This is a genomic window from Xanthomonas sp. CFBP 8151, assembly GCF_011761885.1.
GTDB lineage: Bacteria > Pseudomonadota > Gammaproteobacteria > Xanthomonadales > Xanthomonadaceae > Xanthomonas > Xanthomonas arboricola_B.
The window spans coordinates 233,486-245,808 of the sequence record NZ_JAASQZ010000003.1 but is presented as its reverse complement, the minus strand read 5'-3'; the positions used below and the strand labels follow the sequence as shown (position 1 = coordinate 245,808).

The 12,323-nt window shown below is 64.7% G+C and carries 10 protein-coding genes; 4 read left to right on the top strand and 6 right to left on the bottom strand.

Annotation, left to right across the window (positions count from 1 at the left end):
• Positions 1-45: 45 nt before the first annotated feature.
• Positions 46-1,179 (top strand): phospholipase A, encoded by a 1,134-nt coding sequence (locus FHT08_RS15225; protein WP_166775587.1) that lies wholly within the window; start codon positions 46-48, stop codon positions 1,177-1,179.
• 142 nt (positions 1,180-1,321) lie between these two features.
• Here FHT08_RS15225 and FHT08_RS15220 read toward each other — a convergent pair whose 3' ends face one another.
• Positions 1,322-1,957 carry a glutathione S-transferase family protein gene (locus tag FHT08_RS15220; protein WP_104538077.1) on the bottom strand — a complete coding sequence of 212 codons (636 nt, stop codon included), beginning with the start codon at positions 1,955-1,957 and terminating at the stop codon, positions 1,322-1,324.
• 387 nt (positions 1,958-2,344) lie between these two features.
• Complete coding sequence (locus tag FHT08_RS15215) at positions 2,345-3,862, bottom strand: fumarate hydratase (RefSeq protein WP_166775586.1); 1,518 nt, start codon at positions 3,860-3,862, stop codon at positions 2,345-2,347.
• A gap of 265 nt (positions 3,863-4,127) precedes the next feature.
• Here FHT08_RS15215 and FHT08_RS15210 point away from each other — a divergent pair, with 265 nt between their 5' ends.
• Both FHT08_RS15210 and FHT08_RS15205 read left to right on the top strand, forming a co-directional pair.
• Entirely contained in the window at positions 4,128-6,008 is a 1,881-nt protein-coding gene (locus FHT08_RS15210; protein WP_166775585.1) for an ABC transporter ATP-binding protein, read from the top strand.
• Between the two features lie 231 nt (positions 6,009-6,239).
• Positions 6,240-7,019: a ferredoxin--NADP reductase gene (locus tag FHT08_RS15205; protein ID WP_104538081.1), complete on the top strand. Its 780-nt coding sequence runs from the start codon at positions 6,240-6,242 to the stop codon at positions 7,017-7,019.
• A 131-nt stretch (positions 7,020-7,150) separates the two neighbouring features.
• Here FHT08_RS15205 and FHT08_RS15200 read toward each other — a convergent pair whose 3' ends face one another.
• Complete coding sequence (locus FHT08_RS15200; protein ID WP_166775584.1) at positions 7,151-7,639, bottom strand: glutathione peroxidase; 489 nt, start codon at positions 7,637-7,639, stop codon at positions 7,151-7,153.
• A gap of 440 nt (positions 7,640-8,079) precedes the next feature.
• Here FHT08_RS15200 and FHT08_RS15195 point away from each other — a divergent pair, with 440 nt between their 5' ends.
• Positions 8,080-10,278 (top strand): M3 family metallopeptidase, encoded by a 2,199-nt coding sequence (locus tag FHT08_RS15195; RefSeq protein WP_208409071.1) that lies wholly within the window; start codon positions 8,080-8,082, stop codon positions 10,276-10,278.
• A 97-nt stretch (positions 10,279-10,375) separates the two neighbouring features.
• Here FHT08_RS15195 and FHT08_RS15190 read toward each other — a convergent pair whose 3' ends face one another.
• The 3 genes from FHT08_RS15190 to FHT08_RS15180 all read right to left on the bottom strand — a co-directional run bounded on the left by FHT08_RS15190 (position 10,376) and on the right by FHT08_RS15180 (position 12,106).
• Complete coding sequence (locus FHT08_RS15190) at positions 10,376-10,876, bottom strand: MarR family transcriptional regulator (protein ID WP_104605236.1); 501 nt, start codon at positions 10,874-10,876, stop codon at positions 10,376-10,378.
• A 66-nt stretch (positions 10,877-10,942) separates the two neighbouring features.
• Positions 10,943-11,788 (bottom strand): DUF3298 and DUF4163 domain-containing protein, encoded by an 846-nt coding sequence (locus FHT08_RS15185; RefSeq protein ID WP_166775583.1) that lies wholly within the window; start codon positions 11,786-11,788, stop codon positions 10,943-10,945.
• 48 nt (positions 11,789-11,836) lie between these two features.
• Entirely contained in the window at positions 11,837-12,106 is a 270-nt protein-coding gene (locus tag FHT08_RS15180; protein ID WP_243849054.1) for a GNAT family N-acetyltransferase, read from the bottom strand.
• Between the last annotated feature and the right edge of the window lie 217 nt (positions 12,107-12,323).

Sequence of the window (12,323 nt, the reverse complement as noted above, 5' to 3'; positions counted from 1 at the left end):
GCATCCGACGCGCCTGCCTGGCGCCTTCATTCGGCCAGACTGCCCATGTCCAAGCACTGCACTCGTCCCTTGCTACTGATTGCCCTGGCGGCTGCGCCGCTGGCGCACGCACAGGAAATCGCTCCTACCCCCGCTTCGCCGCAGGCCTGTACCTCCGTCACCTCGGATGCGGCCCGGCTGGCGTGCTACGACCAGGCGCTGGGCTATACCCCGCAGGTCACCGCCGAGGCCGATGCCGCCGCGCAGATCGCCAAGCAGACAGAGTCCAAGCCGCAGGACGAGCGTGCCATCAGCCGTGTCGGCGACTTCTTCCGCGCCGATGGCCAGGATCAGCCCAAGGCCGAGGCGGTCGCCAATGCCGGCCGCGGCTCGCTGCTGGACCGCCGCTGGGAGCTGGCCAAGGATTCCAAGCTCGGCACCTTCCAGTTGCGCGGCTACAAGCCGGTCTATCTGTTGCCGGCGTTCTGGACCAGCGACTCCAACCGCACCCCGCAGTCGCCGAATCCGGCCAACTCGGTGTCCACCCCGCAGCAACTGGACAGCACCGAACTGAAGTTCCAGCTCAGCTTCAAGACCAAGGTGGTCGAGGATCTGTTCGGCGACAACGGCGACATCTGGATGGGCTACACCCAGAGTTCGCGCTGGCAGGCCTACAACACCGATGCCTCGCGTCCGTTCCGCGAAACCAATTACGAACCGGAAGCGATGCTGGTGTTCCGCAACAACTACAGCCTGTTCGGCTGGAAGGGCCGCATGAGCGGCATCAGCATCAACCACATGTCCAATGGCCGCGAAGATCCGCTGTCGCGCTCCTGGAACCGGGTCATTCTCAACATCGGGCTGGATCGCGAGAACTGGGCACTGACGCTACGCCCGTGGTTCCGCATCAAGGAAGATCGTGCCGACGACAATAATCCCGATATCGAGGATTACATGGGCCGTGGCGACGCCACCCTGGTCTACAACAAGGACGGGCACGAAGTGGCATTGATCGCGCGGCATTCGTTGCGCGGCGGCGACCGCTCCCACGGCTCGGTGCAGCTGGATTACGGCTTCCCGATCACCAACCTGCTGCGCGGCCACGTGCAGGTGTTCGACGGCTATGGCGAAAGCCTGATCGACTACAACCACAAGGCCACCTACATCGGCCTGGGCGTGTCGTTGCTGGAGTGGTTCTAAGTACATCGCGCCAGCGCATTGAGTAACGTCGAAACCCATAAAAAAGCCGGCATGTGCGTATGCCGGCTTTTTTCGTGGGCTTATAGCCTTGAGCAGCAAAACCTAGCAAGCAGCCCTTGTGGGTCGGTTTGCGCCCCTGGGTTCAGGTCCAGTCCGTCAGGCCTTCGCGGCGATAGGTTTCCTGAAATGCCGGGCGGGCTTTCATTCGCTGCGCATGCGCCTGCAGCGCCGGCCAGGCATCACTGGGCCGGGGCATGTTGCGCGACCAACGCATCATCATGGTCAGCATGAAATCGGCCGCCGACAGGGTCTGGCCCAGCAAATACGGACCATTGGCCTGCAGATGCGCATCGACCCGTGCCCAGGCCGCCTCCAGTCTGGCGCGCGCCTGGGATTGCGCGGCATCGCCGTGTGCGGCGCCGGCCGGCTCGTCTGGATAGAACCAGGCCCGGTATGCCGGCTGCAAGGTGTTGGCGCAGAAGAACATCCACTGGTAGTACGCCGCCCGTTCGGGGCTGCCGAGCGGTGGTGCCAGCCCGGCCTGCGGATGCAGGTCGGCCAGATGCAGCACGATTGCGGCCGCCTCGGTCAGCACGTGTCCGTCGAACACCAGCGTCGGCACCACGCCGGCCGGATTGAGCGCCAGATACTGCGGCGATTTCTGCTCGGCGCGCTCGAAATCCAGCGGATGCAGTACGTGCGGCACATCGAGTTCGATCAGCAGCCAATGCACGACCAGTGCGGCAGTGCTGGGGGCGTGGTACAGCGTCGTGGTCATGCAAATTCCTTCGTCAGTTGGTACAGGAACGCAAGCAGGCGAGCTTGTGGGGTTCACAGCGATTGACATCGCTCTGCTGCGTGCAATCGAACACCTGGGCCATGCAATTGGCCCGCTGCGCCGGTCTTTTGTTGCGCTGCCAAAGGCAGGCCGGCGCACACCAGGACGGCGAGGCAAATGAGACGGAGCATTCCTGTTCTCCTGAGGGTGCCGGCATGGACGCACCGAGCATAGCCCGTTCCTGTTGGGCCGTCCCGCCACCCTAGGTGAGACACGCATGCAGGCGTTTTTTCCAGTACATAGGCAGCGCGTGCGAACGGCGGGCACGCGCAGCGCCCAAACTGAAAACGGCGACGCAGTGCAAGTGCGTCGCCGTTCCAGGGTGACTTATTCCACCACGACCGGAATCTTGCCGATGCGCGATTGCCACTGCCGCGGACCGGTCTTGTGCACCGATTCGCCGGTGCAATCCACCGCCACGGTGACCGGCATGTCCTTGACCTCGAACTCGTAGATCGCCTCCATGCCCAGGTCTTCGAATGCGAGCACGCGTGCGGCCTTGATCGCCTTGGACACCAGATAGGCCGAGCCGCCGACCGCCATCAGGTACACCGCCTTGTTGTCGCGGATCGCCTCGATCGCCGCATCGCCGCGCTCGGACTTGCCGACCATGCCCAGCAGGCCGGTCTGCTCCAGCATCTGGCGGGTGAACTTGTCCATGCGCGTGGCGGTGGTCGGGCCGGCCGGGCCGACCACTTCATCGCGCACCGGATCGACCGGGCCGACGTAGTAGATGAATCGGTTGGTGAAGTCGACCGGCAATGTCTCGCCCTTGTTGAGCATGTCGATCATGCGCTTGTGCGCGGCGTCGCGGCCGGTCAGCAGCTTGCCGTTGAGCAGCACCACCTCGCCCGGCTTGAAGCTGGCGACTTCCTCGCGGGAGATCGTATCCAGGTTGACCCGACGCGCGTTGGTCGGGTTGTAGGTGAGCTTGGGCCAGTCTTCCAGCGAGGGCGGGTCCAGCATCACCGGGCCGCTGCCGTCCAGGGTGAAGTGCGCATGGCGGGTGGCCGCGCAGTTGGGAATCAACGCCACCGGCAGGTTGGCGGCATGGGTCGGGTAATCCTTGACCTTGATGTCCAGCACCGTGGTCAGGCCGCCCAGGCCTTGCGCACCGATGCCGAGCGCGTTGACCTTTTCGTAGAGTTCCAGCCGCAGCTCTTCGGCGCGGTTGGACGCGCCGCGTGCCTGCAGGTCGACGATGTCGATCGGCTCCATCAACGCTTCCTTGGCCAGCAGCATGGCCTTTTCGGCCGTGCCGCCGATGCCGATGCCGAGCATGCCCGGCGGGCACCAGCCGGCGCCCATGGTCGGCACGGTCTTGAGCACCCAGTCGACGATGGAGTCGGACGGGTTGAGCATGGCGAACTTGCTCTTGGCTTCCGAGCCGCCGCCCTTGGCCGCAACGATCACGTCGACATGGTGGCCGGGCACGATCTTGGTGTTGACCACCGCCGGGGTGTTGTCGCGGGTGTTGGTGCGCTTGCCGGCCGGGTCGGCCAGCACGCTGGCGCGCAGCTTGTTGTCGGGGTGGTTGTAGGCGCGGCGCACGCCTTCGTTGACCATGTCTTCCACACCCATCGTGGCGTCGTCCCAACGCACCTGCATGCCGATCTCCAGGAACACGGTGACGATGCCGGTGTCCTGGCAGATCGGGCGATGGCCTTCGGCGCACATGCGCGAGTTGATCAGGATCTGGGCAATGGCGTCCTTGGCCGCCGGCGACTCTTCGCGCTCGTAGGCAGCGGACAGATTCCTGATGTAGTCGACCGGGTGGTAGTAGCTGATGTACTGCAGCGCGTCGGCGACGGACTGGATGAGGTCTTCCTGCTTGATCGAGGTCACGGCTGGCTCTAAGGCTGGCGGGGGCAATCCGGCCATTTTAGTCGAAACTTCCGGCGCACCCGGACGTTGCATCAATCGACGCGATTGATCGGGCCGCCGATCGCGCCGGGTCGGGTCTACGGGACGGGTGTGCTGCAGGACGTCGGCCGCACAGCCGTGCAAGCGTGCAGTCGGCGGTGCCACGGCGACCGCGTGCCAATGCCGCAGGACCCGCCGGTGCGCCTCCAACACCCCACGCCCACGCGTGGCGCTGCACACTGAGGCGATGTCAGCCTCCCGTTCCGGCGCTTCTGCGCCTGCCGCTCCCCGTACCGGCCCTACCCTGCGCGAGCGCCTGGATGCGCTGCGCAACCTCCCGCCGTTCCTGCGCCAGATCTGGCAGACCAGCCGCTGGCTGAGCGCCAGCAGCATCGGCTTGCGCGTGCTGCGCGCGTTGATGCCGGTGGCCTCGTTGTATATCGGCAAGCTGATCATCGACGAGGCGATCCACCTGGTCGGTCAACCGCCAGCCTTCGACTCGCTGGCGCAGGCGCTGGGCAGCGGCCGACTGAACCGGTTGCTGGAATTGCTGGCGCTGGAGCTGGCCCTGGCGATCGGTTCGGACCTGCTCGGCCGGCTGGTCGGCTACGCCGATGCGTTGTTGTCGGAACTGTTCAACAACGCCGCCAGCGTGCGCCTGATGGAGCACGCCGCGCAGCTGGATCTGGAGGACTTCGAAGATCCCGATCGGCAGGACAAGCTGGATCGTGCGCGGCGCCAGACCATGAACCGCATGAACCTGATGAGCCAGCTGTTCGGCCAGGTGCAGGACGCCATCACCGTGGTCAGCCTGGCGGTGGGCCTGGTGGTGTATGCGCCGTGGTTGATCCTGCTGCTGGCGATCGCCCTGATCCCGGCCTTCATCGGCGAGGCGCATTTCAATGCGCTGGGCTACTCGCTCAACTTCCAGTGGACGCCGGAGCGGCGCCAGCTCGATTACCTGCGCCAGGTCGGCGCAAGCGTCGAGACCGCAAAGGAAGTCAAGATCCTCAACCTGCACCGCTTCCTGATCGCGCGTTACCGGCGGCTGGCCGACAAGTTCTTCCAGGCCAATCGCGCACTCGCGCGCAAGCGTGCGTTGTGGGGCGCGCTGCTGGCTGCGCTGGGCACCCTGGGCTACTACACGGCCTATGGCTACATCGCCTGGCGCACCGTGCGCGGCGATTTCAGCATCGGCGACCTGACCTTTCTGGCCGGCAGCTTCCTGCGCCTGCGCCAGTTGCTCGAAGGCCTGCTGATCGGGTTCTCGCAGGTCGCCGGCCAGGCCTTGTATCTGGACGATCTGTATTCGTTCTTCAACATTGTGCCGGAGATCCGCTCGCGCCCGAACGCGCTGCCGGTGCCGCGACCGATCCGCCAAGGCTTCGTGTTCGAGGACGTGGGCTTCCGCTACCCGGATGCCGAGCAGTGGACGGTGCGGCATCTGGATTTCGAACTGCGTGCCGGCGAAGTGCTGGCCCTAGTCGGCGAAAACGGTGCCGGCAAGACCACCCTGGTCAAGCTGCTGGCGCGGCTGTACGACCCGGACGAGGGCCGCATCCTGCTCGATGGCCACGACCTGCGCGATTACGATCTGGACGATGTGCGCGCCAACCTGGGCGTGATCTTTCAGGACTTCGTGCGCTACCACCTGAGCGTGGGCGAGAACATCGGCGTCGGCCAGGTGGATGCGATGGATAATGCGCCGCGCATCCGTGCCGCTGCGCAGCGTGCCATGGCCGGCGAGCTGATCGACAGCCTGCCCGACGGCTACGACCAGCTGGTCGGGCGCCGCTTCAAGAACAGCGTGGACCTGTCCGGCGGGCAATGGCAGAAGGTCGCCATCGCGCGCGCCTACATGCGCGATGCGCAGCTGATGATCCTGGACGAACCCACCGCCGCACTGGATGCGCGTAGCGAGTTCGAGGTGTTCCAGCGCTTCAAGGAGCTGTCGGACAACCGTACCGCGGTGCTGATCTCGCACCGCTTCTCCAGCGTGCGCATGGCCGACCGCATCCTGGTGCTGGCCGCGGGCCGCATCGAGGCCAACGGCACGCATGCGGAGCTGATGGCCCAGGGCGGGCGGTACGCGGAGCTGTTCGAGTTGCAGGCGGCGGGGTATCGATGAGGCTGGGATTCGGGAATAGGGATTCTGGAATCGTTAAAGGCGGCGTTCCCGGCGTCTAATCGGTGCTGAGCGTCTTGCCCCGGGGGCATCCGGGATCCTTATGCAGCTGAACCGATTCCCTATTCCCCATTCCCCATTCCCCATTCACCATTCCCGGCCAAATGAGAGCCTCTCTCATTTGGCCGGCTTGAGGTAGAATTGCCGGGTACTCTTCCCACGACACTTACTGGTATGTCTTCCGCTTTCGGCGCCGAAACGGTGCTTGAGGTCCGTCACTGGACCGATGCCTACTTCAGCTTCACCACCACCCGCGATGCCGGTTTCCGCTTCGAGAACGGGCAGTTCGTGATGATCGGTCTGGAGACCGAAACGCGTCCGCTGCTGCGTGCGTACTCGATCGCCAGCGCCAATTGGGAAGAACATCTGGAGTTCTTCAGCATCAAGGTGCCGGACGGTCCGCTGACCTCACGGCTGCAGCACATCCAGCCGGGCGACAAGGTGCTGGTCGGCAAGAAACCCACCGGCACGCTGCTGATCAGCGACCTGCACCCGGGCCGCAACCTGTATCTGCTGGGCACCGGTACCGGTCTGGCGCCGTGGCTGTCGGTGATCAAGGACCCGGAAACCTACGAGCGTTTCGACAAGGTGATCCTGACCCAGGGCGTGCGCTTCGTGCAGGATCTGGCCTATCGCGACTACTTCGAGCGCGAGCTGCCGCAGCACGAATTCCTCGGCGACCTCCTGCGCGAGAAGTTGCTGTACTACCCGGCGGTGACGCGTGAGGCATTCGCCAATCAGGGCCGCCTGACCGAGCTGATGGCCGATGGCCGCATGCAACAGACGCTCGGGTTGCCGCCGCTGGATCCGGCCAACGACCGCTTCATGATCTGCGGCAGCCCGCAAATGCTGGCCGACCTGCGCACCTTGCTGGATGCACGTGGCTTCCAAACCTCGCCACGCATCGGCACGCCGGGGCATTACGTGTTCGAGCGCGCCTTCGTCGAGAAGTGATACGGCGCGCGTGAGACATCAGCGCGATGCGGCGTTTACGCAGACCGCGACGCCGGCATGCACCGTCGTAGGAGCGCACCTGGGCGCGATGAAGCGTTCCCGGGAATGCCTCATCGCGCCCAGGTGCGCTCCTACGATTCAACTAACGCGCGCTCGATATCCGCAGCCAGGGCGTCCGGTTTGGTGGTCGGGGCGTAACGCTCCAGCACCGTGCCATCGCGGCCGATCAGGAACTTGGTGAAATTCCACTTGATCGCTTCCGATCCCAGCACGCCGCGCTGTTGGTGCTTGAGCCATTGCCATAGCGGATGCGTGCCGCTGCCATTGACCTCGACCTTCTCGGCCAGCGGAAAATCCACCGCGTAGTCGAGCGAGCAGAACTGGCGGATCTGTGCGGCATCGCCCGGCTCCTGATGACCGAACTGGTCGCAGGGAAACCCGATCACCACCAGACCACGCTCGCGATAGCGCTGCCACAGTGCCTGCAGGCCTGCGTATTGCGGGGTAAAGCCGCATTTCGAAGCGACGTTGACCACCAGCACCACCTTGCCGGCGTAATCGCGCATCGACTGGGGACGACCTTCCAGGTCGGTGAATTCGAACGTGGAGATGTCGCTCATGGCTGCCCTGATGTGTGCGAGACGGGCAGCGTAACCCAGCAGCCGGCAGCGTCGCATCGCGGTCGCCGAGCGCGCCAGCCAGGAAAGACGGTTTTTGAACGGATGCGTCGCCGCAGACATCTGGCCCTTTCCGCTGGTCCGCCCGTTGCCGGCCGCTGACACGGCGCGCTACCGGCCAGCATCCGTCAGGCGGACTGATCGAGACCTCGCTGCCCGCCGAGCAGCCGGAATGCAGCCGGGTGGAACACGCCGCACCGTATACAGGCAGCGCCCGCCCGGCGGCGGCACGCGCATGGTGTCATCGGTCGTGTGCCCACAAGACCAGCACCGCTCGTGCCCGCCTGATGGCATCGTAATGACCCTGCAGCCATGCCTTTTGTCACACGCCTGTCCGGCCCGGCTGGGGTAGCCTCGGCGGTTCGCACTCTGGAGCAACCCTCTTGACCACCCGTCTCGCCTTTGCCCTGGCCGCTTCCCTGGGACTTGCCATGCCGTCCTACAGCATCGCCGCACCCGCCACGACCCACGCCGCCACCCAAGCCAACCCCTTCTTTGCCGACAGCACGCTGCCGCTGCACTACCCGCAGTTCGACAAGATCACCGACAGCGATTTCGCACCCGCCTTCGACGCCGGCATGACCGAGCAGTTGAAGGAAGTGGAAAAGATCGCCAACCAGAAGGCCAAGCCGAGCTTCGACAACACCCTCATCGCGCTGGAAAAAAGCGGCGCCACGCTGGATCGCGCCACCACGGTGTTCTTCAACCTGGTCGGTGCCGACACCAACGACGCGCGCAAGAAACTGCAGGCCGACTATTCGGCCAAGTTCGCCGCGCACCGCGACGCGATCTCGCTCAATGGCAAGCTGTTCGCGCGTCTCCAGACCCTGTACGACCAGCGCAGCAAGCTGGGCCTGGACGCCCAGGGCGTGCGCCTGGTCGAGAAGTACTACAGCGATTTCGTACGCGACGGCGCCAAGCTCTCCGAGGCCGACAAGACCACGCTCAAGGCGATGAATGCCGAGCTGGCCAACCTGGGCACCACCTTCAGCCAGAACGTGCTGGCCGAAGTGAATGCCGCCGCCGTTGTCGTCGATGACGTCAAGCAGCTCGATGGCCTGTCCGACGAGCAGATCGCCGCTGCCGCCGAAGCGGCCAAGGCGCGCAAGCTCGACGGCAAGTACGTGATTGCGCTGCTCAACACGACCGGCCAGCCGCCGCTGACGCAGCTGAAGAATCGCGAACTGCGCAAGAAGATCTACGACGCCTCGGTGTCGCGTGGCAGCCACGGCGGCCAGTACGACAACACCGCACTGGTGGCGCGCATCATGAAGCTGCGCGCCGACAAGGCCAAGCTGCTCGGCTTCCCGACCTACGCTGCCTATTCGCTGGAAAACCAGACCGCCAAGACGCCGGAAGCAGTCAACGCGATGCTGGGCAAGCTGGCGCCAGCGGCAGTGGCCAATGCCAAGCGCGAAGCGGCCGATCTGCAGGCGATGATCGACAAGGAACAGAAGGCCGCGCGCAAGCCGAGCTTCAAGCTCGAAGCCTGGGACTGGGCCTACTACAGCGAGAAGGTGCGCCAGGCCAAGTACAACTTCGACGAGTCCCAGCTCAAGCCGTACTTCGAGCTGAAGAACGTGCTGGAAAACGGCGTGTTCTACGCGGCCAATCAGGAATACGGCCTGACCTTCAAGCAGCGTACCGACCTGCCGACCTATCGCGACGACATCACCGTCTATGACGTGTTCGACGCCGACGGCAAGCAGCTGGCGATCTTCATCGCCGACATGTACGCACGCGAGTCCAAGCGTGGCGGCGCCTGGATGAACTCCTACGTGTCGCAGTCGGCGCTGACCGGTTTCAAGCCGGTGGTCGCCAACCACCTCAACATCCCCAAGCCGCCGGCCGGCCAGCCGACGCTGCTGACCTGGGATGAAGTGACCACCATGTTCCATGAATTCGGCCATGCGCTGCACGGCATGTTCTCGGACGTGAAGTACCCGTATTTCTCAGGCACCAGCGTGCCGCGCGACTTCGTCGAGTTCCCCTCGCAGGTCAACGAGATGTGGGCCGACGAGCCGTCGATCCTGAAGAACTACGCCAAGCACTACCAGAACGGCACGCCGATGCCGCAGGCGCTGCTGGACAAGGTGATTGCCGCCTCCAAGTTCAACCAGGGCTTTGCCACCACCGAGTATCTGGGTGCGGCCATGCTCGATCAGAACTGGCACCAGATCAGCGCCAGCCAGGTGCCCGACGCCGCCGGCGTGATGGCGTTCGAAGCCAAGGCGCTGCAGCAGGACGGCATCGCCTACGCGCCGGTGCCGCCGCGCTACAAGACCCCGTATTTCAGCCACATCATGGGCGGTTACGCGGCCGGCTATTACGCCTACATCTGGTCGGAAGTGCTCGACGCCAACACCCAGCAGTGGTTCAAGCAGCACGGCGGGCTGAGCCGCGCCAACGGCGACCGCTTCCGTCAGACCCTGCTCTCGCGCGGCGGCAGTGTCGATGCGATGGAACTGTTCCAGAACTTTGCCGGCCATGCGCCGCAGATCGAGCCCCTGCTCGAGAAGCGCGGCCTGAGCGCGCAAGGGGGCGATGGCGCCACGCCGGAAGCGCCGCAGTCCAAGCCGTAATCGCAACGCGTTGAAACCAAGACGCCGCCCGGAGCGATCCGGGCGGCGTTCTTGATGACCGCGACGAAGCGTGCTGCAGCAGCCGCAGACACCGCACTCAGAGTTCGACCGAATCCACGCCGTCGAGTAGTTTCCGCAACAACTTTTCCAGCCGCACCTGCTCGGCATCGCTGAGGCTGGACGTTTCTGCATTGAGCAGCGCGCAGGCGTCGGGGAGCAGGCTGTTGATCAACGCCAGGCCTGCCGGCTGCAAGGTCAGCATGATCTTGCGCCGATCGTCCGGGCTGCTGCCACGCGCAATCAACCCCTTTTCGCACAATTGGTCGGTGAGCCGGGTGATGTTGGCCGGCTTCTCGCTGGCGGCTTCGGCCACCTCGGTAGGCGTGATCGCCTGCTCCGGGGTGCCGTAGAGCATCATCAGAATCTCGTACTCCGGCGGGCTGATGCCGTATGGCTTCAATCGCGCACACCCCTGCGTATGCAGTCGCTTGTAGAGATGCTTGATCAGCCGCACCAGCACGGCCGGCTCCCGCGGAAATGCCGGATAGCGCACACAGGTGTGGTCCACGCGACTTGCGGTCGGATCGAAACTACTCATATCACCCGTTTGATTACATTACTGAATGGCCGGGCCATTCAATCACATCATCTGCGGGGTGACACATCAGCGAGCGAAGAGATGTACATAATCCGGCGCGACCCACGCCACCAATGTCGAGGCGGCGACCTCGGCCGTTTGCGTGCCATCCGAATACGGCCCCACCTGATACGGCGGAAACACGAACCGAAGCGCGGTGATCTGCCCGGCCGGATTGAGCACCGGCACGAACTGGGCAAAGTTGTCGACCTGCGCAGCGGTACCTTCGGCAATCATGCGATCGGCCGAGGCCACCTGGTCGGCCCGCTCCTCGATCGGCACACGATCGGCTTCCACGCGCTGGGTGGCGGCATTGTGCAATTGCACGGCCACCTCGCGCCCGATCTTTTCCCAGCCTGCCGGGTCAGGAATCAAGGCCTGCGCGGTCAATTGCCTGCGCTCCTTGACCAGCCAGACGAAGCGCGCCACCAACGGCTCGCCATGCGCACCACCGGTATAGCGGCTGCCGTCAGCGGACACGACGATCAGGTCCGGGGTCTGCACCACGGTCTCGAACGCCAGCGATAATTCATAGGGGGCAGCGGGCCTGTCGTTGCCGAGCCCGGACACCGCTTCCATGAGCTCGGCACGCGCTGCCTGCGCATAGCTGCGGATCAGCGCGCTCAGCTCGGGAAGCGCGTCCAGCCCGCGCGGATAGCTGATACCCACCATATAGGCAGGCGCCTGCTCGATCACATCCTCCAGCGGGCCGCTTTGCACAGGCGCAGGCTCCGCCGGCGGTGCCGCGGCAGCGTTGGCGTCAGCTGCCGGCTGTGCCGATTGGGCCGTCGTCGGCTCGCGCTGCGTACATCCTGCCAATACGGCCAACATCAGCAAACCCCGGACTGCATTCACTCCTGACGACCGCCCCATTCCCACCTGCTCCCCATCGATACATCCGCAAAGACACGCTGCCGGCGATCAGGCCAGCAGATCCTGAAACTGTTGGTGCCGCCGGATATACGCCTCGGCGTAACTGCAGGCAGGCACGACCCTGTAGCCCTGCTGGCGTGCATGGGCCAAGGCAGCCTCGACCAGCACCGCAGCGATGCCGCGTCCACCGATCGCGTCGGGCACGTGCGTGTGGGTGATGGTCATGCGCTCACCTTCCACACGGTATGCCAGCTGGGCGCGTTGTCCATCGGTGTCTACGCTGAAGAGCTGCTGCGTGGAATCGTGGTCTGCCTGCATTGTCGCTGCCTCCATGGTGGTCTGCACGAGGCAGTGACGATGGCGATCAGTGTGACCAGCGCAGCGCCGCGCCTGCGTGAAAATGAATCGATGCGGTGACCGCGCGCGCAGCCTGCGAACCGGCACTTAAGTTCGCTCGTGTCGCGCCGATAGCTCAGCCGAAGGCGCCCGTTGCATCCCGGGCCTGTGCGACCGCCGATGCCTTCGCCTTACCTAC

What these genes read in the sequence shown, in the direction of transcription:
- FHT08_RS15180 (WP_243849054.1), bottom strand. Translation starts at nt 12,106, where the DNA reads ATGCAGGCAGACCACGATTCCACGCAGCAGCTCTTCAGCGTAGACACC.
- FHT08_RS15205 (WP_104538081.1), top strand. Translation starts at nt 6,240, where the DNA reads ATGTCTTCCGCTTTCGGCGCCGAAACGGTGCTTGAGGTCCGTCACTGG.
- FHT08_RS15190 (WP_104605236.1), bottom strand. Translation starts at nt 10,876, where the DNA reads ATGAGTAGTTTCGATCCGACCGCAAGTCGCGTGGACCACACCTGTGTG.
- FHT08_RS15225 (WP_166775587.1), top strand. Translation starts at nt 46, where the DNA reads ATGTCCAAGCACTGCACTCGTCCCTTGCTACTGATTGCCCTGGCGGCT.
- FHT08_RS15210 (WP_166775585.1), top strand. Translation starts at nt 4,128, where the DNA reads ATGTCAGCCTCCCGTTCCGGCGCTTCTGCGCCTGCCGCTCCCCGTACC.
- FHT08_RS15220 (WP_104538077.1), bottom strand. Translation starts at nt 1,957, where the DNA reads ATGACCACGACGCTGTACCACGCCCCCAGCACTGCCGCACTGGTCGTG.
- FHT08_RS15200 (WP_166775584.1), bottom strand. Translation starts at nt 7,639, where the DNA reads ATGAGCGACATCTCCACGTTCGAATTCACCGACCTGGAAGGTCGTCCC.
- FHT08_RS15185 (WP_166775583.1), bottom strand. Translation starts at nt 11,788, where the DNA reads ATGGGGCGGTCGTCAGGAGTGAATGCAGTCCGGGGTTTGCTGATGTTG.